The sequence below is a fragment of the Streptococcus sp. SS-4456 genome (assembly GCF_036680365.1).
GTDB lineage: Bacteria > Bacillota > Bacilli > Lactobacillales > Streptococcaceae > Streptococcus.
Window position 1 is genome coordinate 1 of record NZ_JAVIHI010000031.1, and the last position, 25,513, is coordinate 25,513.

Here is a 25,513-nt window from a genome sequence, read left to right on the forward strand (position 1 = left end):
ATGTTCATCTGCTTTCTATACTGAGTTGGGGAATTCTAGTATATCAGACGAACATGTCTTTTTTGTTGCACTTCATTTTACAACACGGGAATAATAAAAATTCAGAAAATTCTTTACCACTTCCTTTTAGAAATTCGAACGTTTGGTTTTTACTTTATTATAAAACAAATGAAAAAAGCAACGTTTTTTAAACATTGCTCTTTTATCGTTAACCTTATTTAAAGTAGTTAATTCCCATTGCATCCTTGACTTGATCCAAAGTATTTGCTGCAACATGACGAGCTTTTTGACTGCCTGCTTCCAACATGGCATAGACTTGCCCCATGTCTTTGGCAAACTCGATTCGACGCTCACGGATTGGTCCCAATTCACGTTCTAAAATGTCAAGAAGATAGCGTTTGGTTTTCACATCACCCAAGCCACCACGCTGGTAATGCTCCTTCATCGCCTCAATCTCAGCTTTATCTTCTTCACGTCCGAAAACATCAAGATAGTGGAAAACCATATTTCCTTCAATCTTACCTGGGTCTTCTACACGAATGTGGTTTGGATCTGTGTACATGGACATGACTTTCTTTTTGAGTGTATCCATGTCATCGGCTAAGTAAATCCCATTTCCAAGTGACTTAGACATCTTGGCATTACCGTCCAAACCTGGCAAGCGACCAGCTGCCTCATTTTCAGGATAGATACCCTCTGGCTCTACCAAAATATCCGTCTGATAAGCATGGTTAAAGCTACGAACGATTTCACGGGTCTGCTCAATCATCGGTTTCTGGTCATTTCCTACAGGGACAAAATTTGCCTTGAAGGCTGTAATGTCCGCCGCTTGTGACACAGGATAGACCAAGAAACCAGCTGGAATTCCTTCGCCAAATCCCTTCTGAGCAATCTCCGTCTTCACTGTTGGGTTGCGTTCTAGACGTGCAACAGATACCAAGTTCATATAGTACATAGTCAACTCTGCCAATTCAGGAATTTGACTTTGGATAAAAATCGTTGTTTTAGCTGGGTCAAGTCCTGCTGCAAGATAGTCCAATGCCACATTACCAACTGATTCGATAATTTTTTGTGGTTCTTTGGCATGGTCTGTCAACGCTTGTTGGTCAGCTAAAAAGACAAATAGTTCATGTTGTCCAGCATCTTGTAATAAAACACGATTTTTCAAGGAGCCAACATAATGGCCGATATGGAGTTTACCTGTTGGACGGTCTCCCGTCAAAATAATTGGTTTGGTCATTCCTTCACCTCATCTGATAATTTTCATAAAAAAAGCCCCGCACAGAAACTGTGCAAGGGCGTCAAGGACACGGTACCACCTTACTTAGGAGAACATACTCCCATCTCTATGCACATAAGGCCTGCTAGCCGAATCCTTATTGGTTCGAATTCATTACAAAATCAGTCCATTCACTAATCACCATTACCTGTTTGCAGCGACCACAAGCTCTCTAAAAATGGAAGATTACCTACTCTTCTGATTGACCTCTATTATACCTTTTAAAAAATAGAAAGTCAATACTTCCAAGCCTTGACGATAAGCTGGATTTTAGGGATAATAGAAGTTGCATTCTATGATATTCAAATAAGGAGAAGCTATGAAAGAACGGATCAAAGATTTTGCCTATGTAACTTTGGGTTCCATTGTCATGGCTGTTGGTTTTAACAGTCTATTTTTAGAGAATAATATTGTTTCTGGAGGGGTTGGAGGTCTTGCTATAGCACTTAATACGCTCTTGGGCTGGAACCCCGCTGATTTTGTTCTCTACTGCAACATTCCTTTGCTCATTATTTGTTGGGTGTTTCTAGGAAAGTCTGTCTTTGTCAAAACAGTTTACGGCGCTATCATTTATCCATTTTGCATAAAGTTGACAGCAGGTTTACCAAGCTTGACAGAAAATCCTTTGCTCGCTGCTATTTTTGGTGGAATAATCCTCGGTTTTGGACTAGGACTTGTCTTTCTAGGAAATTCATCTACAGGTGGTACAGGTATTCTCATTCAATTTCTTCATAAATACACTCCCTTATCTTTAGGAGCAACAATGGCCATCATCGACGGAATAATCGTCGGACTAGGTTTTATCGCTTTTGATCCAGATACTGTCATGCATTCCATCATTGCCCTTATGACCATTACTTACATTGTCAACCGCATGATGTCCGGTACCCAATCATCTCGAAATGTCATGATTATTTCTCAAAAATCAAGTCAAATCAAAGACTACATCACAAAAGTCGCGGATCGCGGTGTGACAGAGCTCCCAATTATCGGTGGCTTTACAGGGGTTGACAAGCGCATGTTGATGACCACCATCTCTATTCCAGAAATGCAAAAACTGGAAACGGCTGTATTAGAAATTGATGAAACTGCCTTTATGGTTGTCATGCCTGCCAGCCAAGTTCGTGGACGTGGTTTCAGCTTACAAAAAGACCATAAACATTACGATGAAGATATTTTAATTCCAATGTAATTCATTGAAAATTCAAGTTCTTTCTAGTACAATAAAACTAATAGACAGAAATAGAGGAGAAACTATGCTTACAGTATCAGACGTGTCGCTCCGCTTTAGCGACCGCAAATTATTTGACGATGTCAATATTAAGTTTACAGCTGGAAACACCTACGGCTTGATTGGTGCCAATGGTGCTGGTAAATCAACTTTCTTGAAAATTCTTGCAGGTGACATTGAACCATCAACAGGCCATATCTCACTCGGTCCAGATGAACGACTATCTGTATTGCGTCAGAACCACTTTGACTATGAAGATGAGCGCGTGATTGACGTCGTTATCATGGGGAATGAGCAACTTTACAGCATCATGAAAGAGAAAGATGCCATTTACATGAAGGAAGATTTTTCTGATGAAGACGGTGTTCGTGCCGCTGAATTAGAAGGTGAGTTTGCTGAACTTGGTGGTTGGGAAGCTGAAAGTGAAGCTTCACAATTACTCCAAAACCTCAACATTTCAGAAGACCTCCACTACCAAAACATGAGCGAATTGACCAACGGTGAGAAGGTTAAGGTTCTCTTGGCTAAGGCACTTTTTGGTAAACCAGATGTTCTTCTTTTGGACGAACCAACCAACGGTTTGGATATTCAATCAATCAACTGGTTGGAAGATTTCTTGATTGATTTCGAAAATACAGTTATCGTTGTATCCCATGACCGCCACTTCTTGAACAAGGTATGTACCCACATGGCTGACCTTGACTTCGGTAAAATCAAGATTTTCGTTGGTAACTATGACTTCTGGAAACAATCCAGTGAACTAGCAGCTAAACTACAAGCAGACCGTAACGCAAAAGCAGAAGAAAAAATCAAGGAATTGCAAGAATTCGTTGCCCGTTTCTCTGCTAATGCTTCTAAGTCTAAGCAAGCTACTTCACGTAAAAAGATGCTGGATAAAATCGAGTTGGAAGAAATCATTCCTTCAAGCCGTAAGTATCCATTTATCAACTTCAAGGCAGAACGTGAGATCGGTAACGATCTCTTGACAGTTGAAAACTTGAAAGTTGTCATTGATGGTGAAACCATTTTGGATAATATCAGCTTTATCCTACGTCCAGGTGATAAAACGGCTCTCATTGGTCAAAACGACATTCAAACAACTGCCCTCATTCGTGCCCTCATGGGAGACATCGAATACGAAGGTACTGTCAAGTGGGGTGTAACTACCAGTCAATCTTACCTACCAAAAGACAATACTCGTGATTTTGACACCAACGAATCCATCCTTGATTGGCTTCGTAACTTTGCTAGCAAAGAAGAAGACGATAATACCTTCTTGCGTGGCTTCTTGGGCCGGATGCTCTTCTCAGGTGACGAGGTTAACAAACCTGTCAATGTCTTGTCAGGTGGAGAAAAGGTACGCGTGATGTTGTCAAAACTTATGCTCCTCAAATCAAATGTTTTGGTGTTGGATGATCCAACTAACCACTTGGACTTGGAATCTATCTCTAGTCTGAACGATGGTCTCAAAGCCTTTAAAGAATCTATCATCTTTGCTAGCCACGACCACGAGTTTATTCAAACACTGGCTAACCATATCATTGTAATCTCTAAAAATGGCGTGATTGACCGTATTGACGAAACCTATGACGAATTCTTGGAAAATGCTGAAGTACAAGCAAAAGTACAAGAACTTTGGAAAGCATAATAAAAAGGCGATTCACTCGCCTTTTCTTTTAAATCTATGAAAAAAATATTTACAAAAAAATCTACCTATTACCTCCTATCTTTTTTGATTCCTCTAGGAATTATTTCCCTTGTCCTATCTTTTCAAGGCATTTGGTGGGGAAGTGATACAACCATTTTGGCTAGCGATGGTTTCCATCAATATGTCATCTTTAATCAAACGTTACGAAATACTTTACACGGTGACGGTTCTCTTTTTTATACCTTTACAAGTGGATTAGGTTTGAATTTCTATGCCTTATCTTCTTACTATCTAGGTTCCTTCTTATCTCCAATTGTATTCTTCTTTGATTTACAATCCATGCCAGATGCCCTCTATCTTGTCACTGTTGTAAAGTTTGGATTGATAGGTTTGTCAACCTATTTTAGCTTAAAAGGGATACATAAGAAACTTGAACCTTCCTGGGCACTTCTTCTTTCCACTTCCTACTCATTGATGAGTTTTTCTACCAGTCAATTAGAAATCAATAGCTGGCTAGATGTCTTCATCCTCATTCCTATTATCCTACTTGGTTTACACCGATTGATAGAAGGAAAAAATCAAGTTATTTACTATATAGCCTTGACTTGCTTGTTTGTTCAAAACTACTACTTTGGCTATATGGCTGCGATTTTCCTAGCACTGTGGGCACTTGTTCATTTATCTTGGTTAGAAAAAAACAGGATAAAAATATTCATAAACTTTACAGTTGTGTCAATTTTATCAGCACTAACTAGTATGTTTATGCTCCTACCAACATATTTAGATTTGAAAACGCACGGTGAAACTTTTACAAAGATTGTCAATCTAAAAACGGAAGACTCCTGGTATTTGGATTTCTTTGCAAAGAATTTAGTCGGTAGTTTTGACACAACTAAATTTGGCTCCATTCCTATGATTTATGTAGGATTACTGCCACTCATTTTCACAATACTATTCTTTACCATAAAAGAGGTAAGGTGGACAGTAAAATGCTCATACGGTCTACTAATCAGTTTTGTCATTGCTAGTTTCTACCTCCAACCACTCAACTTATTTTGGCAGGGGATGCATGCTCCGAATATGTTTCTATACCGCTATTCTTGGGTCCTATCTACCATCCTTATCTACCTAGCTGCAGAAACAATTATACGATTGAAGCAAGTTTCTCTTAGAAGCTTCTATGGAAGCATTTCGGTTATATTACTAGGTTTTCTACTGACCTATCTATTTAAGCAACACTATGAATTTTTACAAGCTGTAAACTTTTTATTGACAGTTGAATTTCTAATTCTTTACATTGTTCTATTTTGGCTCCTCTTTCATCGTAAACTATATGCTAACTGGATTGCCACTGTTTTCCTATTCTTTGGCTTATTTGAAATCGGGATTCATACTCAGTATCAGGTACAGGGACTATCAAATGAATGGCATTTCCCTAGTCGTTCAAACTATGAAGAAAAATTGACAGATATTGACAACCTTGTCAAGTCAGCCAAGTCTGATAATACCGCTTTCTATCGGACCGAACGATTGTTACCACAAACAGGAAATGATAGTATGAAATACAACTACAATGGTATTTCTCAATTCTCTTCTATTCGCAATAGATCTTCTGGCTCTGTCCTTGATAAATTAGGTTTCCGTTCAGATGGGACTAATCTTAACCTCCGCTATCAAAATAATACCATCATTGCTGATAGTCTATTTGGCATAAAATACAATCTAGCAACTCTTGATCCAAATAAATTTGGTTTCTCACTTGATCAAAGTAGTGATAAAATGAACTTGTATGAAAATAGCTTTAATCAAGGTCTGGCTATTCTCACCAACCAAGTTTACAAGGATGTAAAATTTACAAATCTCACACTTGATAATCAAACAAATTTCCTCAATCAGCTATCTGGTGTAAACCATAAATATTACTACAGCATTCCAATCACTTCATCTCAATATGCGACTGAATTAGGAAATCGTATCACTATAAATAAAGCAAATGAGGAAACGAGTGCTAAAGTTAGTTATACATTAACAGTACCTGCAAATAGTCAAGTCTATCTTAATTTACCAAAAATAACGTTCTCAAATGAGAATCATAAGAAGGTTGTCATAACTGTCAATAACCAGTCAACTGAATTTACACTTGATAATGCATTTTCATTCTTCAATGTTGGAGATTTCTCAGAAGAACAAGTCGTTCAAGTTGACATTCACTTCCCTGAAAATGCACAAGTTTCCTTTGATAAACCTCAATTCTACCGTCTAGATCTAATTGCATTCCAAAATGCTGTAACTATACTAAAAGAAAAAAATATTGTTACAAAAACTGAAGGAAACACGGTCACTATTGACTTTGAAACAGAAAATGAAGCTTCGCTTCTTTTAACCCTACCCTACGATAAAGGATGGTCTGCAACAATTGATGGGGAACCAGTAAGTATTCAAAAAGCGCAAAGTGGTTTTATGAAAGTTGATGTCAAGCCTGGGCAATCACAAGTAATTCTTACCTTTACACCTCAAGGTTTTTACCTAGGTTTAATAATCTCATTCTCCGCCCTTGGCATGTTTATTAGCTACCAAATCTTTCGAAATAAGTACAATAAAAACCTCCCAGTATAGATAGATTACTTAGAGGTTTTCATTTACTATAAATTTTTAAAAAATAAAACCTTGATTTCTCAAGGCTTCCTAGTCTTTATTTACTCCGCCAACAGGGCTCGAACCTGTGACATCATGATTAACAGTCATGCGCTCTACCGACTGAGCTATGGCGGAAAGAATAGTCCGTACGGGATTCGAACCCGTGTTACCGCCGTGAAAAGGCGGTGTCTTAACCCCTTGACCAACGGACCATTTTTTCAGAACAATAACTAGTATAATACACCGATAATTTTTTGTCAATACTTTTTTTAAAATTTTTGCACTATTGACAGAGTTAATCGTTTAATGTACAATTGAATAGTTAGGGTTCCATAGCTCAGCTGGATAGAGCATTCGCCTTCTAAGCGAACGGTCGCAGGTTCGAATCCTGCTGGAATCATATCGATCTATCTTAGGATAGGTCTTTTTTCTTGCCATAATTGATAGTTGATATAGAGGACTGGTAGGAGAATGCCAATTAAAGCATATTCTTTAAACTGAAAGGATAGCTGCGTTGCACTTATAACACCGAGCATAAAACCAATAATCGTAAGTAAAATATTTCTTCCTGTCTTTTTCAGCTCTGCATCCCGTTCAATCATACCTTTAAACCAAAGATAAGCCGCATTCTTCACATTTCCAGTCATCATGACATTGGCATAGGGAGCACCTCTCAACCTTCTAAAGGTCTCCACCTGGATAGAGGCTACAAAAGCCAAACTAGCGATGGTAAAAGAAGCAGGCATAAGAGGAGATAAAAAAATTGTCAAAAGGATGCAAATCAGCATGATCAAGCTACTACCAAAATGCCAGGACCAATATTGTTTTTCAAAATACCTTCTAGCTAAGTAAGTGAAAAATTGACCAAATACAAAAAATAGAATTGGAATACAAAAGTTTGCTACCTGAACAAAATCCCCCTTGGCCATATAATAGGCAAGAGAAATCACATTGCCAGATTGTACACCAGCAAAACGACCACCTTGGGTAACATAGGTAAAGGCATTGAGATAACCACTAATAAAGGTCAAGCAACAAGCTACCCGCAAGCCTTCAAAAACACGATAATCTTTCTGCTTCATTCTAACTCCTTGTTTCACGTGAAACTATTTATGGTAGGGACTGCCTTGTTGAATCATAAAGGCGCGATAAATTTGCTCGATAAGAACCAATTTCATTAGTTGGTGAGGGAGGGTCAATTGTCCAAAACTCATCAGTAAATTGGCTCTTTTTTTCACTTGTGGAGCCAAGCCAAGACTGCCACCGATAATAAAAGTAATATCAGAATTGCCACTCACTGTAATGTCAGCTAGTTTCTTGCTAAATTCTTCAGAGGGAAACTGCTTTCCTTCAATAGCCAAGGCAATGACATAATCACGTTCACCAATTTTAGCCATAATTCGCTCAGCTTCCTTTTTCAATATCTGCTCATTTTCTGCCTGACTAGCCTTATCTGGCGTCTTCTCGTCAGCTAGTTCAATCAGTTCCAACTTTGTAAAACGACCTAAACGTTTACTATATTCGGCAATACCATCTTTAAGGTATTTTTCTTTCAATTTTCCAACGGTTATCAATTTTATTTTCATAAAAATATTGTAACATATCCACAGGTTTCTGTTAGTAGATAATCCGAAAAAATCTCAGAATTTCAAAGCAAATTCACATTATTCACATAGTTATCCACAGGTTGTGGATTGATTTTTGAAAACTTTAAGCTATAATTAAGAAAGCAAGAGTAATCTTAAGGAAAATGTAAGAAAGGAAAAGGATCCTCTATATGAAAAAATATTTGAAATTCGCTATTCTATTTGTAGTTGGCTTTATTGGTGGCTTAGCTGGTTCACTGACTGCATCCATCTTTCAACCACAAGTCCAGCAAGCAAACTCTGCTATTACAAGTGTCAGCAATGTTCAATATGATAATGAGACTTCAACAACTCAGGCAGTAGAAAAAATCCAAGATGCAGTTGTTTCCGTTATCAACTACCAATCTGCAACAAGCAATAGTCTGAGCGCCATTTTTGGAAATATTGAATCATCTGATGAACTAGCAGTTGCTGGGGAAGGTTCAGGAGTAATCTACAAAAAAGATGGAAATACTGCCTATATTGTAACCAATACCCACGTAATCAATAATGCTGAAAAAATTGATATCCTTCTAGCTTCTGGAGAGAAAGTGGCAGGAGAATTAGTGGGTGCTGACACCTACTCTGACATAGCTGTTATCAAAATTGATGCAGACAAGGTGACAGCAGTAGCTGAATTTGCGGACTCAGACACCATTAAGGTTGGTGAAACAGCTATTGCAATCGGTAGTCCTCTAGGGAGTGTTTACGCAAATACAGTCACACAGGGGATTATCTCCAGCCTCAGTCGTACTGTCACCTCTCAGTCTGAAGATGGGCAAACCATTTCAACCAATGCTATTCAAACAGATACAGCTATTAACCCAGGTAACTCTGGTGGACCACTCATCAATATTCAAGGTCAAGTGATCGGAATTACTTCTAGCAAAATTTCCTCTAGTTCTTTGACTAGTTCTGGTGTTACAGTTGAAGGTATGGGATTTGCAATTCCTTCCAACGATGCGGTGACCATTATCAATCAACTAGAAACAGATGGTAAGGTCAGTCGACCTGCTCTGGGTGTTCACATGGTTAACTTGACAGATTTGTCAACTAGTCAACTTGAAAAAGCAGGACTTTCCAATACTGAATTAACATCTGGTGTTATCGTTGTTTCTACACAAGCAGGCCTACCAGCAGATGGAAAATTTGAAACCTATGATGTTATTACTGAAATTGATGGGGATGTCATCGAAAATAAAAGTGATCTACAGAGTGCGCTTTATAAGCACCAAATTGGAGATAGCATAATCATCACCTATTATAGAAACAATAAGAAAGAAACTGTTGACATCAAGTTGACACACTCTACCGAACAACTTCAATAATAGTAGTATCTAAACTAGACTTTACATGATTGTAAAGTCTGTTTTTTTTTGCTAAAATGAACATTATGGAAGAACTACGTACTATCAATATTTCAGATATCCAGCCAAATCCTTACCAACCAAGAATACATTTTGACCAAAATAAGCTAGAAGAATTAGCTCAGTCTATAAAAGAAAACGGATTGATCCAACCAATCATTGTAAGAAAGTCGTCCATTATTGGTTATGAACTATTAGCAGGTGAGAGAAGATGGAGAGCTAGTCAATTAGCTGGATTAACAGCAATTCCCGCTATCGTCAAAGAATTGAGTGATGATGATTTGCTCTATCAAGCAATCATTGAAAATTTACAGCGTTCAGATTTAAATCCTATCGAAGAAGCAACATCCTATCAAAAACTACTCAGCAAGGGATTGAAGCATGATGAAATTGCTCAAATCATGGGAAAATCAAGACCTTATATCAGTAACTTACTACGTTTATTAAATCTTTCCAAAGAAACACAGCAAGCAATAAAAGAAGGAAAAATTTCACAAGGCCACGCGCGTCAGTTAGTTGCATTTTCAGAAGTAAAGCAAGCTACTTGGGTTCAGGAAATCATCGAAAAAGATCTAAGTGTACGGGCTCTTGAAAAAATTCTATCCAAGAAGAAAAAAATAAAGACACAACCCAAGAATCAATTTTTAAAAGAACAAGAAAACATTCTCAACCAACTTCTAGGAACCTCCACAAAAATTCTTCAGAAAAAAAATGGCAATGGAGAAATTCGAATCAGCTTTAATAGCCTTGAAGAATTTGAGCGAATTATCAACAATTTAAAATAAGCCTGTTTACAGAATATTTTTATAAACACTTTTTTCCACAATTAAAAAGACCGAGAAAGCTAGAATCTACACAGGTTCTAGCTTTTATTCACATCCTGTGGAAAACTTTTATGAACATTGTGGATTTTAAAAATTATCTGTGGAAAACTTTTACTTTTTATGGTACACTATTCTAGCCAATAGAAAATGAGAGGAGGAAAATATGAATAAAGAACAACAATTCTGGCAACGATTTATTGAACTAGTCCAAGCAAGTTTCAAAGCTTCCATTTATGATTTTTACGTTGCAGATGCAAGATTGCTAAACCTAGAACAACAAGTAGCCACCATCTTCTTAAATCGCCCATTTAAAAAAGATTTCTGGGAAACAAACTTTGAGGAGCTAATGATTGCGGCTAGTTTTGAAATTTTCGGTGAACCGCTCACTACTCGCTACCAATTTACAGAAGAAGTGACTGAAATAGTTCCTACTACTAGAACAACATACAGTCCTTCCACCCCGTCTTCTATAACTGATATAGCAGAGGGAGTACTACAGCCTGTCCATCCTGATATAAAGTCTCAATATACCTTTTCAAACTTTGTTCAAGGAGATAACAATCATTGGGCAAAAGCGGCTGCACTGGCTGTTTCTGATAACTTAGGAGAGCTCTATAATCCACTATTTATCTTTGGTGGACCAGGTTTAGGGAAAACTCATATTCTAAATGCAATCGGTAATAAGGTCCTAGCTGACAATCCTCATGCAAAAATAAAGTATGTTTCATCAGAAACTTTTATCAATGAGTTATTGGAACACATGCGATTAAATAAAATGAAGCAGTTCAAAGAAATCTATCGTAATCTTGACCTGCTCCTCATTGATGATATCCAATCCATTCAGAAAAAAGAAACCACGCAAGAAGAATTTTTCCATACTTTCAATGCACTCCATCAAAAAAATAAACAAATAGTCCTAACAAGTGATAGAAACCCTGACTATCTAGACAATCTTGAAGAACGATTAGTAACTCGTTTTAAGTGGGGCTTAACGAGTGAAATCACACCTCCTGACTTTGAAACACGTATTGCTATTTTACGCAATAAATGCGAAGCCTTCCCTTATGATTTCACTAATGATACCCTGTCCTACTTAGCAGGTCAATTTGATTCCAACGTCCGTGATCTTGAGGGGGCATTGAAGGACATTAACCTACTTGCTACCATGCGAAATCTGTCTGAGATAACAGTAGAAGTAGCTGCTGAAGCCATTCGTTCTAGGAAGCAAACAAACCCTCAAAACATGGTCATTCCGATCGAAAAAATCCAAACAGAAGTTGGAAATTTCTATGGAGTTAGCCTCAAAGAAATAAAGGGCTCTAAACGTGTCCAACACATTGTTCACGCGCGCCAGGTTGCTATGTTTTTAGCCCGCGAAATGACAGACAACTCTTTGCCAAAAATTGGTAGAGAATTTGGTAATCGTGACCATACAACAGTCATGCATGCCTATAACAAGATTAAAAGTTTGCTAATGGATGATGATAATTTGGAAATCGAAATAACCAGTATCAAAAATAAAATTCGATGACCTGTGTATAAGTTTAAAAAAATCCAGCTACTTTTCCACAAGTTGTGAACAAGCTATTTTTCTAGAAAGTTATGGCTTTGACCTACTTTTCCACAGAATACACAGGGCCTACTACTACTACTAACCTTATAAATAATAAATAAAGGAGTTTCCATGATTCAATTTTCAATTAACAAAAATGTATTTCTCCAAGCACTAAATACAACCAAACGAGCAATCAGCACAAAAAATGCTATTCCAATTCTTTCAACTGTTAAAATCACAGTTACTAGTGATGGAATTACTTTAACAGGTTCTAATGGACAGATTTCTATCGAACATTTTATTTCTATCCAGGATGAAAATGCAGGTCTGTTGATAAGCTCTCCTGGCGCTATTCTTTTAGAAGCAGGCTTCTTTATCAATATTGTATCTAGCCTACCTGATGTCGTAGTTGATTTTAATGAAATCGAGCAAAAGCAAGTTGTACTAACAAGTGGTAAGTCTGAAATTACCTTGAAAGGTAAAGATGCGGAACAGTATCCTCGTCTGCAAGAAGTGCCAACTTCAAAACCTCTGGTCCTAGAAACGAAAGTACTTAAACAAACCATCAACGAAACAGCTTTTGCAGCTTCCTTGCAAGAAAGTCGTCCAATACTAACAGGGGTTCACTTTGTCTTGACAGATAATAAAAATCTAAAAACAGTTGCGACAGATTCACACCGTATGAGCCAACGTAAATTGGTTCTTGAAAAAGCAGGTGATGATTTTAACGTGGTAATTCCAAGCCGTTCTCTTCGCGAATTTACAGTTGTTTTTACAGATGATATTGAAACTGTGGAAGTATTCTTCTCAAACAATCAAATTCTTTTCAGAAGTGAGCATATTAGCTTCTATACACGTTTACTTGAAGGAACCTATCCAGATACGGATCGCCTGATTCCAACGGAATTCAAAACAGTTGCTGTCTTTGACACAGCTAATCTCCGTCATTCAATGGAACGTGCCCGTCTTCTGTCAAATGCAACTCAGAATGGTACAGTAAAACTTGAGATTGCTAACAATATTGTCACAGCTCATGTAAACTCACCAGAAGTTGGACGTGTAAACGAAGAATTGGATACCTTAGAAGTGACTGGTGAAGACTTGGTAATTAGTTTTAACCCGACTTACTTGATTGAAGCCTTGAAGGCTACCAATAGTGAGCAGGTCAAAATTAGCTTTATCTCCTCTGTTCGTCCATTTACAGTGGTACCAAATAGCGAAGGGGATGACCTCATTCAATTGGTGACACCAGTTCGAACCAACTAATTCCAACATAAACGGCTAGTTTAGCCGTTTTTATGTTATACTGAAAGAAATAGAACTAAAGGAGTATCTATGTACCAATTAGGAACCTTTGTCGAAATGAAAAAACCTCATGCCTGTGTCATCAAATCGACCGGTAAGAAGGCTAATAAATGGGAGGTTATCCGTCTAGGAGCGGATATTAAAATCCGCTGCAGTAACTGTGACCATGTCGTTATGATGAGCCGGCATGATTTTGAACGAAAAATGAAACAAGTTCTGCCAAGTGAAGCCTAGTTGACAGTTTGCAACTGCTGGTTGCGAATATTTCCTAAAAAGTGCTAGTCAACTATTCCTTTCTAAGCTATAATAGACTTAGAAAAAAGAGGAGGACAAGACCATGAATCAGTTGGCACAACAAATCAAAAAGTTACGTACTGGTCAAAATTTGTCTCAAGATGACTTAGCAGAGAAACTCTATATTTCCCGTCAGGCTGTTTCCAAGTGGGAAAATGGCGAAGCCACGCCAGATATTGACAAACTGGTCCAGCTAGCAGAAATCTTTGGTGTTAGTCTGGATTATCTGGTTTTAGGAAAAGAGCCTGAGAAGGAAATTGTGGTGGAACAACTAGGAAAAATGAATGTTTGGGAGTTTCTTGCTAATTATTGGTGGGTTCTTATCCCAATCATGATAATAGCCTTTGGCTTATTTGCTGCAGCGATGAGAATTTTGCAGAAATTTTGATAAATCTTACAATCCTGTCATTTGGCAGGATTTTTCTCATCTTTTCTGCTATAATAGTCATGATTGAATTTTTAATTGGAGAGTAAAAAAACATGGCTTTAACAGCAGGAATCGTCGGTTTGCCAAACGTTGGTAAATCAACCCTATTTAATGCAATTACCAAGGCAGGAGCAGAAGCTGCAAATTACCCTTTCGCGACTATTGATCCAAACGTCGGCATGGTAGAAGTGCCTGATGAGCGTTTGCAGAAGTTGACAGAGTTGATTACACCCAAAAAGACCGTCCCAACAACCTTTGAATTTACCGATATTGCAGGTATTGTCAAGGGCGCATCAAAAGGCGAAGGACTTGGTAACAAATTCTTGGCCAATATCCGTGAGGTGGACGCCATTGTCCATGTGGTCCGGGCCTTCGACGATGAAAATGTTATGCGTGAACAAGGCCGTGAAGACGCCTTTGTGGACCCAATCGCAGATATTGATACCATTAACCTAGAATTGATTTTGGCGGACCTAGAGAGCATCAACAAGCGTTATGCTCGTGTAGAAAAAATGGCCCGTACTCAAAAAGACAAGGATTCTGTGGCAGAATTTGCAGTGCTTGAAAAAATCAAACCTGTCCTAGAAGACGGAAAATCTGCCCGTACGGTTGACTTCACAGATGAAGAACAAAAAATCGTCAAGCAACTCTTCCTCTTGACCACTAAACCAGTCCTCTATGTTGCCAATGTCGATGAAGACAAGGTATCAGATCCTGAGTCTATCAGCTATGTTCAGCAAATCCGTGACTTTGCGGCAACAGAAAATGCAGAAGTGGTGGTCATTTCAGCCCGTGCAGAAGAGGAAATTTCAGAACTCGACGATGAAGACAAGGGTGAGTTTTTGGAAGCCCTCGGTTTGACAGAATCTGGTGTGGACAAATTGACCCGTGCAGCCTACCACTTGCTTGGACTTGGAACTTACTTTACCGCAGGGGAAAAAGAAGTGCGTGCTTGGACCTTCAAGCGTGGCATGAAAGCTCCTCAGTGTGCTGGTATTATCCACTCAGACTTCGAAAAAGGCTTTATCCGTGCCGTTACCATGTCCTACGATGATTTGATGACCTACGGCTCTGAGAAGGCTGTTAAGGAAGCTGGACGCCTTCGTGAGGAAGGAAAAGAGTATGTGGTTCAAGATGGGGACATCATGGAGTTCCGCTTTAACGTCTAATAGAAAATTAGGTTGGAAAGTATTTTCCAGCCTTTTGGTATGTAAGGAGAAAAAATGACACGATTGATCATCGGTCTGGGAAATCCCGGAGACCGCTATTTTGAAACCAAACACAATGTTGGATTTATGTTGCTGGATAAGATTGCCAAACGTGAAAATGTGACTTTTAACCACGATAAGATTTTCCAAGCTGACATTGCCACAACCTTTATTGACGGCGAAAAAATCTATCTAGTAAAACCAACGACTTTCATGAATGAATCTGGTAAGGCTGTTCATGCCTTGATGGCCTATTATGGTCTAGATGAGACTGATATTTTGGTGGCTTATGATGATTTGGATATGGCTGTTGGAAAAATCCGTTTCCGTCAAAAAGGATCAGCTGGTGGCCACAATGGGATTAAATCCATTGTCAAGCATATTGGAACACAAGAATTTGACCGCATTAAAATCGGCATCGGCCGTCCCAAAGGAAAAATGAGCGTTGTAAATCATGTCTTGTCTGGCTTTGATACAGAGGATCGTATTGAGATTGATTTGGCCTTAGATAAACTTGACAAGGCTGTCAACTTTTATCTGGAAGAAGATGATTTTGATACCATTATGAGAAAGTTTAACGGATAATGAATATACTCGATTTACTTCATAAGAACAAGCAAATCAATCAATGGCAGTCAGGATTGAATAAATCAACTCGTCAGTTACTTTTAGGATTATCCGGAACTAGTAAGTCATTGGTAATGGCGACAGCCTATGATAGTATGGCTGAGAAAATAATGATTGTGACTGCTACTCAAAATGAAGCAGAGAAACTAGTTGCAGATTTAACAGCCATTATTGGAAATGAGCACGTTTACAACTTCTTTACAGATGATAGTCCAATTGCGGAATTTGTCTTTGCATCAAAAGAACGAACTCAGTCAAGGATTGACAGTTTAAACTTTTTAACAGATGCTACTAGTTCAGGTATCCTAGTTGCCAGTATAGCTGCCTGTCGGATATTGTTACCAAATCCAGAGGTTTTTAAAGCTTCTAACATCCGACTGGAAGTTGGTAAAGAAATAGAAGTTGACAATCTTGTAAAGAAGCTTGTCAATATCGGATATAAAAAGGTATCTCGTGTCTTAACTCAGGGAGAATTTAGCCAACGAGGTGATATTCTAGATATTTTTGACATGCAAGCAGAAACTCCTTACCGAATAGAATTTTTTGGAGATGAGATTGATGGCATTCGTATCTTTGATCTCGATAGTCAAAAATCCTTAGAAAATCTAAACGAAATCTCCATTTCTCCAGCTTCCGATATCATTTTGTCTTCGGAAGACTATAGCAGAGCTAGCCAATACATTCAGACAGCTATTGAACAATCTACCCTAGAGGAGCAACAGTCTTACTTACGAGAAGTCTTAGCTGATATGCAGACGGAGTACCGGCATCCAGATTTGCGTAAATTCTTGTCCTGTATCTATGAAAAATCATGGACCTTGTTGGATTATTTGCCAAAAGGTTCTCCCTTATTTTTAGATGATTTTCATAAAATTGCCGATAAGCAGGCTCAATTTGAAAAGGAAATTGCAGACTTGTTGACAGATGATTTACAGAAGGGTAAATCAGTGTCAAGTTTGAATTATTTTGCCTCAACTTACGCTGAATTGAGAAAATACAAACCAGCTACATTCTTTTCAAGTTTTCAGAAGGGATTAGGAAATGTAAAATTTGATGCTCTTTACCAATTTACCCAGCATCCTATACAGGAGTTTTTCCATCAAATTCCTCTATTGAAAGAAGAATTAGCTCGATATAAAAAATCCAAACATACAGTCATTATTCAAGCAAGTTCTGAAGCAAGTTTACAGACTTTACAGAAATCTTTACAAGAGTATGATATCCAACTCCCTACATATACTTCAGATAAATTAGTAGAAGGTCAGCAACAAGTGACCATTGGTCAGTTAGCTTCTGGCTTTTATCTGATGGATGAGAAGTTAGTTCTCATTACTGAAAAAGAGATTTTTAATAAAAAGATAAAGCGAAAGGTCCGTAGAACTAATATTTCTAACGCTGAACGTATTAAAGACTATAGTGAGCTAGCTGTTGGTGACTATGTTGTTCACCATGTTCACGGAATCGGTCAGTATTTAGGGATAGAAACCATTGAAATTTCAGGCATCCACCGTGATTATGTTACTGTTCAATATCAAAATGCCGACCGCATTTCCATTCCAGTAGAGCAAATAGATCTACTTTCTAAATATCTAGCATCCGATGGAAAAGCTCCAAAAGTCAATAAACTAAACGATGGTCGTTTCCAACGAACCAAACAAAAGGTTCAAAAGCAGGTGGAAGACATTGCGGATGATTTGATTAAGCTTTACGCTGAACGTAGTCAGTTGAGAGGCTTTGCCTTTTCACCTGATGATGAAAATCAAGTTGAATTTGACAACTACTTTACACACGTGGAAACCGATGACCAACTCCGTTCTATTGATGAAATCAAGAAGGATATGGAAAAAGATTCTCCAATGGATCGTCTTTTGGTTGGGGATGTTGGTTTTGGTAAGACAGAGGTAGCTATGCGGGCTGCCTTCAAGGCTGTCAATGATGGCAAACAAGTAGCTATCCTTGTTCCAACAACAGTTTTAGCCCAACAACACTATGCTAATTTCCAGGAACGATTTGCTGAATTTCCTGTCAATGTCGGTGTCTTGAGTCGTTTTAAAACAAAATCAGAGCAAGAAAAAACGCTTGAAAAGCTGAAAAAAGGTCAAGTTGACATCATCATTGGTACCCATAGGCTTTTATCTAAAGATGTTGTGTTTGCTGATTTAGGTTTACTGGTCATTGACGAAGAGCAACGCTTTGGTGTCAAGCACAAGGAACGCTTGAAGGAACTCAAGAAAAAAATAGATGTCCTGACCTTGACAGCAACTCCAATACCTCGAACATTGCAAATGTCCATGTTGGGAATTCGCGATTTATCAGTCATAGAAACACCGCCGACCAATCGCTATCCAGTTCAAACCTATGTCATGGAAACAAATCCTTCCGTTATTCGAGATGCTATTCTCCGTGAAATAGATCGAGGTGGACAGGTTTACTATCTTTACAACAAGGTTGACACCATTGAGCAGAAAGTTTCAGAATTGAAAGAATTGGTCCCAGAAGCAAGCATCGGTTATGTTCATGGACAAATGTCGGAAATTCAACTTGAAAACACTCTGTATGCTTTTGTTGAAGGGGAATACGATATCTTAGTGACCACAACAATCATTGAAACAGGTGTTGATATTCCGAATGCTAATACACTGTTTATTGAAAATGCAGATCATATGGGACTGTCAACGCTTTATCAACTTAGAGGACGTGTTGGCCGTTCTAGTCGAATCGCCTATGCCTATCTCATGTACCGTCCAGACAAGTCCTTGACAGAAGTAGCTGAAAAACGCTTGGAAGCCATTAAGGGCTTTACAGAACTAGGATCAGGTTTCAAGATTGCCATGCAAGATTTGTCGATTCGGGGTGCTGGAAATATTTTAGGTGCTGCTCAGTCAGGATTTATCGATTCAGTTGGTTATGAACTCTACTCTCAACTCTTAGAACAAGCAATTTTGGAAAAACAAGGTAAGGCAGCTCAACGTCAGAAAAGTAATTCCGAGGTTAATTTACAGATTGATGCCTACCTGCCAAGTGATTATATTGCAGACCAACGAGAAAAAATTGAAATTTACAAGCGTATCAAGAATATTGACAGTCGTGTAAATTATCAAGATTTACAAGAAGAATTGATTGATCGCTTTGGAGAATACCCAGACGTAGTTGCTTACTTGCTGGAAATTGGTCTGCTAAAGTCCTATCTTGACCAAGTTTTCTGTCACTCAGTTATGAAACGACAACACCAAGTAACTGTTACATTTGAACCAATGGCAGGTCAACTATTTTTAACGCAAGATTACTTTGAAGCCTTATCTGCTACTAAATTAAAGGCTCAAATAACGGAAAATAAAGGCAAATTGGCAGTTATTTTTAATGTTCAGCAGAAAAAAGACTATGAGATTTTAGAAGAATTGCTTGCTTTTGCTGAAAAACTGCAAGAAATCAAGACTAGAAAAACATTATAAATTTTTCAATTAAATGAAAAAATGGTAAAATATGTAGTTGAGGTAAAGGTATGAGATTAGATAAATATTTAAAAGTATCTCGCATTATCAAGCGCAGAACGGTTGCAAAAGAAGTTGCAGACAAGGGACGGATTAAAGTCAATGGTATTCTGGCCAAGTCATCAACAGATTTAAAAGTTGATGATCAGGTTGAAATCCAATTCGGCAATAAGTTGCTAACTGTGAAGGTCCTTGAAATGAAAGATTCTACAAAAAAAGAAGATGCACTGAAGATGTATGAAATCATTAGTGAAAAAAGGATAGACGCGGATGAGAAAATCTAAAATCCTGCAATTGAATAATGCTTTTATTCAATCAGAACGCACAAAATCTCAACATAAACTGGCAGAGCGACAAGAGAAAAATCGTTTTATGGCTGCTATTTTGATTCTGGTTATTTTTCTATTTATGTTGCCAGCCTATAATCTTGTGGTGACCTATACAGATATTCAGAAGCAGGAAAAAAAGCTTGCTGAATTGGAAAAAAACTATGCTGAGTTGACAAAAGAGCAAAAACAAGTAGCTGAAATGGTCACCAAATTAAAGAATGAGGACTACGCTGCCAAGTATGTTCGTGCTAAGTATCAATACTCTAAAGAAGGGGAATTTGTCTATAATATTCCGGGGCTACCAAAATGACAGATTCTATTTTTAAAGTCGTGGAACAATTTTTACAACATTCTGAAGAGAAGTTGGAAGAGTTATCCCAAAAAAATCAGGAATTAAAATTAGATGAAAAGGATTTATAGAAAGGAGGGAGTATGCAAAAGAAACTGCTCGTATGGTTATTGCCAGTTTTATTTGGATGGCAGGTGGTTGATAGTACAGAAATACCGTTTAAACTCACAGCGCAAGAAGAATATGAATTGACACAGACTGTATATGATCAGTATTTTCAGGCTATCCCTCAAAATCCAAATGTATTTCAAACAGAAACTCTTTATTCTGATTTAGAACTAACAGATGTAGCTGGTCAATTACAACCCAATCAAGCTTTTTCCATCACAGATGTGGCTGTGAATTCAAAAAAAGAGTTGGTTTTTCAGGTTGATAATACCTCCTATATTCTGGCAGATACCGGCAAACTATTTGCTGATGTCGTTTTAGCAGAAAACCTTGTTGAACAGACCTATTGGACCAATAAAAATGTTGTAGTCCTATCTTCTCCGATAGCAAATCAAGCTAAGGAAGTAAAAACAGATTTGAAGTCCTATCAAGCTGTTAATGTTACTAAAATTGCTACAACTCCTATGGGTGATTTTGCTTATATCGCAGACAAGGGATGGATAGCTTTAGACGATTTAGCTACAGTTGACAATAGGATGGAAGCAGTTCAAGACTTGCTCACACAGAAATATTCCAAAGATAATATCGGTTTATATGTTAAGCAACTTTCAACTGGTCAGTCAGCAGGTCTTAATCAAGATAAGGTATTTTATTCTGCTAGTATTGCCAAACTACCTATTCTTTACTATGTTCAGGAGCAAATCAATGCAGGACAGGTTGATTTGACGACTAAAGTGAAGTACACGTCAGATTCTATGTCCTTTCCAGGTGCCTATGTTGTTGGCGGTAGTGGGTCTTTATCTAAAACACCAGACAATAAAGAATACTCGGTAGAAGAATTGATTAACAAGACTGCTAAAGAGTCGGATAATGTAGCCAGCAATTTACTTTCTTACTATGTGACACATCAGTTTAATGACGACTTCTACCAGGATATTACTGCAGTTACAGGTATTAAGTGGGATATGGTTACACGTGAAACCACAGCGGAAGTTGCAGGTAAAATGATGGAAGCCTTGTATGAACAAGAAGGCTATGTTTTAGAAAGTCTTATATCAACGCAGTTTGATAACCAACGTATTTCAAAAGATATTGCTGTTCCAGTTGCCCACAAAATTGGCGATGCGGATGATGTCAAGCACGATGTAGCTATTGTTTATGCAGAATCTCCTTTTGTCCTATCTATTTTTACGGATAAATCAAGCTATGATGAGATTACACAAATTGCAAATGATGTTTACGGGATTTTAAAGTAAATGAAAAATAAATTTTTAAAAGTGACACTGGATGGTCACTTTTTTGATAAACATGAGAAAGTACTAGTAGCAGTGTCAGGTGGATTGGATTCAATGAATTTATTTCACCTCTTATACGAATTCCGGAAAGAACTAGGGATTGAACTTGGTATAGCTCATATAAATCATGGGCAACGGGAGGAAGCCGTTCTTGAGGAGAATTATCTCAACCAATTGGCAGAGGAATGCAAAGTTACATTCTACCTATCGCATTTTGAAGGAAGATTTTCAGAAGAAGCTGCTAGGAAATGGCGTTATGCATTTTTTGCGGACATCATGGAGCAAGAAGGATATACCGCCCTCGTCACAGCCCACCATGCTGATGATCAAGCAGAAACTATTTTAATGCGTTTGATTAGGGGAAGTCGCTTGCGGCACTTGTCGGCTATTCAGTCTATCCAGCCTTTTACAAATGGAGAACTCATTCGACCTCTCCTGTCTTTTAAAAAGTCTGATTTTGACAATATATTTCATTTTGAAGATGCTAGCAATCAAAGTTTAAACTATTTTAGAAATAGGGTAAGAAATACCTATTTACCACAATTAAAACAGGAAAATCCTAAAATTGAGCTTGCTCTCAATAACCTTGCAGATGATACTAGAAATCTATTACAGGCTTTACGAGATTTGACGAAAGATGTGTCTGTTACAGATTTGATAAGTTTTCGGCAACAGACACAGGCAGTCCAGAGGTATTTACTAGAGGAATATTTAGAAGGCTTTCCTGATTTACAATTATCCCGTTCCCAGTTTGACGAGGTTCTTCATATTTTGCAATCAAAAGCGAATTATAAACATCTACTAAAAAATAATTATGTTTTAGAAAAAGATTATCATAGTTTTACAATTGATAAAATAGGACCTCAGACGGATGAGCAAATAGAGCCAATCATGATAGAATCAGAAGGTATTTTTTCTTATGGTTCGTATATTTTTTCACTCAATCACCCAATGGAAGACGCAGAGCAGGTTTTACATTTTCCCAGTCATTTACCCATTCTAGTACGAGGAAGACAGGCGGGAGATACTATCCGAATAAACGGCGTCACTAAAAAACTCCGTCGCTGGTTTATTGATAATAAAATACCTCAGAAAGTTCGACAAGAGGCTATTATTATTGAACAAGCAGGAGAAATTTATGGAATTGTCAATCTTGCTAGCAGTGATTTGAGTAAATCAATAAAAAATGATATAATCAAAGCTACCTTATATATTAAAATGAAAGAGTAGAACAACTATGTTGGACAAAGATATTAAGAAAATTCTTGTTTCAGAAGAAGAAATTATTGCAAAGTGCAAAGAACTTGGTCAAATTCTAGCAAAAGACTACGCGGACAAGAACCCTATTCTTATTGGAATTTTGAAAGGTTCTATTCCATTCATGGCAGAATTGATGAAGCATATTGATACGCATATCGAAACGGACTATATGGTTGTTTCAAGTTATCATGGTGGTACAGAAAGCAGCGGAACAGTTAAAATTATCAAGGATTTAGATAAGAGTGTTGCTGGTCGCCACATTATCTTTGTTGAAGATATTATTGATACTGGTCGTACATTAAAAGAATTAAAAGAGCTGTTTGTTCTCCGTCAAGCTGAATCTATCAAAATTGCTACCCTCCTTGATAAACCAGAAGGTCGAGTGGTTGAGATTGAGCCAGACTATACTTGCTTTACCATTCCAAATGAATTTGTAGTTGGATTTGGACTTGATTACGATGAAAACTACCGTAACCTTCCTTATGTTGGTGTACTAAAAGAGGAAGTTTATACAAAATAGAAAAAGGTTTCCTACTATATTATGAACAATCAACCAAATAAAGGATTTATTAAAAATCCTTTTCTCATTATTCTAGTTATTGCAACTATCCTAACAGCATTCCAGTTCTTTAATGCCGGTCAGCAGGTTGCTACTCAAGAAATTAGCTATTCACAAGTTATTACTGAACTAAAAAATAATAATGTTTCAGAATTGACCTATCAACCAGATTCAAGCGTTATTGAAATTACTGGTAAATACAAGACAGAACAAACTGCTAAGGATGAGCTTGCCTCTTCTATTAAGTTATTCCAAGTTTCCAATTCTGTCACCTATAAAAACTTCAAATCGCTTATTCTACCGTCTGAAACAAATTTATCAGAATTACAAACTCTAGCAAATGAAAATGGTGTTAAGGTAACCATTAAACCAGAAAGTTCTAATGGACTATGGTTAAATATTATCTTTAACTTGTTGCCACTTGTTATCGTTGGTGTATTCTTCATGATGATGATGAACCAAGGCGGTGGTGGAGCTCGAGGAGCAATGAACTTTGGACGAAACAAGGCAAAAGCTCTGGAGCAAAGCAATATCAAAGTTCGTTTTTCAGATGTCGCAGGTGCAGAAGAAGAAAAACAAGAATTGGTAGAAGTGGTAGAATTTTTGAAAGATCCTAAACGCTTTACCAAACTTGGTGCCCGTATTCCAGCAGGTGTCTTATTAGAGGGACCTCCAGGAACAGGTAAAACCTTGCTTGCCAAGGCTGTAGCAGGCGAAGCTGGAGTGCCATTTTTCTCTATTTCTGGTTCAGATTTCGTAGAAATGTTCGTCGGTGTAGGTGCCAGCCGTGTTCGTTCACTCTTTGAAGATGCAAAAAAAGAAGCGCCTGCAATCATTTTCATTGATGAAATTGATGCTGTCGGTCGCCAACGTGGTGTCGGAATGGGTGGCGGTAACGATGAACGCGAACAAACCCTTAACCAACTCTTGATTGAAATGGATGGTTTTGAAGGCAATGAAGGTATTATCGTCATTGCTGCAACCAACCGTAGTGATGTTCTCGATCCAGCTCTTCTTCGACCAGGACGTTTTGACCGTAAAGTATTAGTTGGTCGTCCAGATGTCAAGGGTCGTGAAGCAATCCTTAAAGTTCATGCTAAAAACAAACCTCTGGCTCCGGATGTTGATTTGAAATTAGTGGCTCAACAAACACCAGGATTTGTTGGTGCTGATTTAGAAAATGTTCTTAACGAAGCAGCCCTTGTAGCCGCACGTCGAAACAAAACTGTGATTGATGCTTCAGATATCGACGAAGCGGAAGATCGTGTTATTGCAGGTCCGTCCAAGAAAGACCGTCAAGTTTCAGCTAAGGAGCGTGAAATTGTTGCCTATCACGAAGCTGGTCATACGATTGTTGGACTTGTTTTGTCAAATGCTCGCGAAGTTCATAAAGTTACTATTGTACCTCGCGGTCGTGCAGGTGGCTACATGATTGCTCTTCCTAAAGAAGATCAAATGCTTCTCTCTAAAGAAGATATGAAGGAGCAATTGGCTGGGCTTATGGGTGGTCGTGTAGCAGAAGAAATTATCTTTAATACTCAAACCACAGGTGCCTCAAATGACTTTGAGCAAGCAACACAGATGGCGCGTGCTATGGTTGCTGAATATGGTATGAGTGAAAAAATGGGACCAATGCAGTATGAAGGTAGTCATGCTATGTTTGGTGGTCAGACAACTCATAAACACATCTCAGAACAAACTGCTTATGAATTAGATAATGAAGTCCGTGATTTATTAAATGAAGCACGCAATAAAGCGGCAGATATTATTCAATCAAACCGTGAAACCCACAAACTAATTGCAGAAGCATTGCTCAAATACGAAACTCTCGACAGTGTTCAGATCAAATCTCTCTATGAAACAGGCAAAATGCCAGAGAATATTGAACATGAAGACGAAGATATTCATCCTCTTTCTTATGAAGAAGTAAAAGAGAAGATAGATACAAAATAATAAATCTACAGCTGATAATCATTTTAGGTTATCAGCTATTTTTATTTCATCCCCGTGTTGTAAAATGAAGTGCAACAAAAAAGACATGTTCGTCTGATATACTAGAATTCCCCAACTCAGTATAGAAAGCAGATGAACATGT

The 25,513-nt window shown here is 37.9% G+C and carries 22 protein-coding genes, 3 tRNA genes and 1 other annotated feature; of the genes, 20 read left to right on the forward strand and 5 right to left on the reverse strand.

Annotation, left to right across the window (positions count from 1 at the left end):
• Window positions 1-214 precede the first annotated feature (214 nt).
• A complete protein-coding gene (gene trpS / locus RFK25_RS08505) occupies window positions 215-1,240 on the reverse strand; it encodes a tryptophan--tRNA ligase (RefSeq protein WP_332412966.1) in 1,026 nt (341 codons plus the stop codon).
• 51 nt (window positions 1,241-1,291) lie between these two features.
• Window positions 1,292-1,495: a binding site (T-box leader), on the reverse strand.
• Between the two features lie 103 nt (window positions 1,496-1,598).
• On the opposite strand from trpS, the gene RFK25_RS08510 reads away from it, so the two are divergent.
• The 3 genes from RFK25_RS08510 (at window position 1,599) to RFK25_RS08520 (ending at window position 6,774) form a co-directional block, all read left to right on the forward strand.
• Window positions 1,599-2,471, forward strand: a complete 873-nt coding sequence (locus tag RFK25_RS08510) for a YitT family protein (RefSeq protein ID WP_332412968.1) — start codon at window positions 1,599-1,601, stop codon at window positions 2,469-2,471.
• A 64-nt stretch (window positions 2,472-2,535) separates the two neighbouring features.
• Window positions 2,536-4,158 (forward strand): ABC-F family ATP-binding cassette domain-containing protein, encoded by a 1,623-nt coding sequence (locus RFK25_RS08515; RefSeq protein ID WP_332412969.1) that lies wholly within the window; start codon window positions 2,536-2,538, stop codon window positions 4,156-4,158.
• A gap of 36 nt (window positions 4,159-4,194) precedes the next feature.
• Entirely contained in the window at window positions 4,195-6,774 is a 2,580-nt protein-coding gene (locus tag RFK25_RS08520; RefSeq protein ID WP_332412971.1) for a YfhO family protein, read from the forward strand.
• 83 nt (window positions 6,775-6,857) lie between these two features.
• Here the strand turns inward: RFK25_RS08520 and RFK25_RS08525 are convergent.
• Window positions 6,858-6,930, reverse strand: a tRNA-Asn gene (locus tag RFK25_RS08525).
• A 5-nt stretch (window positions 6,931-6,935) separates the two neighbouring features.
• Window positions 6,936-7,007: transfer RNA gene (locus tag RFK25_RS08530), tRNA-Glu, on the reverse strand.
• Window positions 7,008-7,121: 114 nt separating this feature from the next.
• Between RFK25_RS08530 and RFK25_RS08535 the strand changes: the two genes are divergently transcribed.
• Window positions 7,122-7,195: transfer RNA gene (locus RFK25_RS08535), tRNA-Arg, on the forward strand.
• A 7-nt stretch (window positions 7,196-7,202) separates the two neighbouring features.
• Here the strand turns inward: RFK25_RS08535 and RFK25_RS08540 are convergent.
• Both RFK25_RS08540 and rlmH read right to left on the reverse strand, forming a co-directional pair.
• On the reverse strand, window positions 7,203-7,877 hold the full coding sequence (locus tag RFK25_RS08540; protein WP_332412972.1) for a YoaK family protein: 675 nt from the start codon (window positions 7,875-7,877) through the stop codon (window positions 7,203-7,205).
• A 24-nt stretch (window positions 7,878-7,901) separates the two neighbouring features.
• On the reverse strand, window positions 7,902-8,381 hold the full coding sequence (rlmH, locus tag RFK25_RS08545; RefSeq protein WP_332412973.1) for a 23S rRNA (pseudouridine(1915)-N(3))-methyltransferase RlmH: 480 nt from the start codon (window positions 8,379-8,381) through the stop codon (window positions 7,902-7,904).
• A 191-nt stretch (window positions 8,382-8,572) separates the two neighbouring features.
• On the opposite strand from rlmH, the gene RFK25_RS08550 reads away from it, so the two are divergent.
• From RFK25_RS08550 to ftsH, 16 genes are all read left to right on the forward strand, one after another.
• The gene (locus RFK25_RS08550; RefSeq protein ID WP_332412974.1) at window positions 8,573-9,748 is read left to right on the forward strand and encodes a S1C family serine protease; all 1,176 of its coding nucleotides are present in this window, start codon (window positions 8,573-8,575) and stop codon (window positions 9,746-9,748) included.
• 65 nt (window positions 9,749-9,813) lie between these two features.
• On the forward strand, window positions 9,814-10,572 hold the full coding sequence (locus RFK25_RS08555) for a ParB/RepB/Spo0J family partition protein (RefSeq protein WP_105124974.1): 759 nt from the start codon (window positions 9,814-9,816) through the stop codon (window positions 10,570-10,572).
• A 202-nt stretch (window positions 10,573-10,774) separates the two neighbouring features.
• The gene (gene dnaA, locus RFK25_RS08560) at window positions 10,775-12,142 is read left to right on the forward strand and encodes a chromosomal replication initiator protein DnaA (RefSeq protein ID WP_332412975.1); all 1,368 of its coding nucleotides are present in this window, start codon (window positions 10,775-10,777) and stop codon (window positions 12,140-12,142) included.
• A 153-nt stretch (window positions 12,143-12,295) separates the two neighbouring features.
• Complete coding sequence (gene dnaN, locus RFK25_RS08565) at window positions 12,296-13,432, forward strand: DNA polymerase III subunit beta (RefSeq protein WP_172090574.1); 1,137 nt, start codon at window positions 12,296-12,298, stop codon at window positions 13,430-13,432.
• A 69-nt stretch (window positions 13,433-13,501) separates the two neighbouring features.
• Window positions 13,502-13,705: a DUF951 domain-containing protein gene (locus tag RFK25_RS08570; RefSeq protein ID WP_024387288.1), complete on the forward strand. Its 204-nt coding sequence runs from the start codon at window positions 13,502-13,504 to the stop codon at window positions 13,703-13,705.
• A 103-nt stretch (window positions 13,706-13,808) separates the two neighbouring features.
• The gene (locus RFK25_RS08575) at window positions 13,809-14,153 is read left to right on the forward strand and encodes a helix-turn-helix domain-containing protein (RefSeq protein WP_222366303.1); all 345 of its coding nucleotides are present in this window, start codon (window positions 13,809-13,811) and stop codon (window positions 14,151-14,153) included.
• A 92-nt stretch (window positions 14,154-14,245) separates the two neighbouring features.
• Window positions 14,246-15,361: a redox-regulated ATPase YchF gene (ychF, locus tag RFK25_RS08580; protein WP_332412977.1), complete on the forward strand. Its 1,116-nt coding sequence runs from the start codon at window positions 14,246-14,248 to the stop codon at window positions 15,359-15,361.
• A gap of 54 nt (window positions 15,362-15,415) precedes the next feature.
• Window positions 15,416-15,985, forward strand: a complete 570-nt coding sequence (pth, locus tag RFK25_RS08585) for an aminoacyl-tRNA hydrolase (RefSeq protein WP_053864463.1) — start codon at window positions 15,416-15,418, stop codon at window positions 15,983-15,985.
• On the forward strand, window positions 15,985-19,479 hold the full coding sequence (gene mfd, locus RFK25_RS08590; protein ID WP_332412979.1) for a transcription-repair coupling factor: 3,495 nt from the start codon (window positions 15,985-15,987) through the stop codon (window positions 19,477-19,479). Before pth ends, mfd begins: the two co-directional genes overlap by 1 nt.
• A 50-nt stretch (window positions 19,480-19,529) precedes the next feature.
• On the forward strand, window positions 19,530-19,802 hold the full coding sequence (locus tag RFK25_RS08595; RefSeq protein WP_105125501.1) for an RNA-binding S4 domain-containing protein: 273 nt from the start codon (window positions 19,530-19,532) through the stop codon (window positions 19,800-19,802).
• Window positions 19,789-20,157 carry an FtsB family cell division protein gene (locus RFK25_RS08600; RefSeq protein ID WP_105118505.1) on the forward strand — a complete coding sequence of 123 codons (369 nt, stop codon included), beginning with the start codon at window positions 19,789-19,791 and terminating at the stop codon, window positions 20,155-20,157. The genes RFK25_RS08595 and RFK25_RS08600 overlap by 14 nt, the downstream gene beginning before the upstream one ends.
• Window positions 20,154-20,267, forward strand: coding sequence for an SP_0009 family protein (locus RFK25_RS08605; protein WP_105118506.1), 114 nt, complete (start codon window positions 20,154-20,156; stop codon window positions 20,265-20,267). The genes RFK25_RS08600 and RFK25_RS08605 overlap by 4 nt, the downstream gene beginning before the upstream one ends.
• A gap of 12 nt (window positions 20,268-20,279) precedes the next feature.
• Window positions 20,280-21,560, forward strand: coding sequence for a serine hydrolase (locus tag RFK25_RS08610; protein ID WP_332412982.1), 1,281 nt, complete (start codon window positions 20,280-20,282; stop codon window positions 21,558-21,560).
• On the forward strand, window positions 21,561-22,829 hold the full coding sequence (gene tilS, locus RFK25_RS08615) for a tRNA lysidine(34) synthetase TilS (RefSeq protein WP_332412984.1): 1,269 nt from the start codon (window positions 21,561-21,563) through the stop codon (window positions 22,827-22,829). It begins immediately after the preceding gene.
• Window positions 22,830-22,836: 7 nt separating this feature from the next.
• On the forward strand, window positions 22,837-23,379 hold the full coding sequence (hpt, locus tag RFK25_RS08620; protein ID WP_332412986.1) for a hypoxanthine phosphoribosyltransferase: 543 nt from the start codon (window positions 22,837-22,839) through the stop codon (window positions 23,377-23,379).
• Between the two features lie 21 nt (window positions 23,380-23,400).
• A complete protein-coding gene (gene ftsH / locus RFK25_RS08625; protein ID WP_332412987.1) occupies window positions 23,401-25,371 on the forward strand; it encodes an ATP-dependent zinc metalloprotease FtsH in 1,971 nt (656 codons plus the stop codon).
• Window positions 25,372-25,513 lie beyond the last annotated feature (142 nt).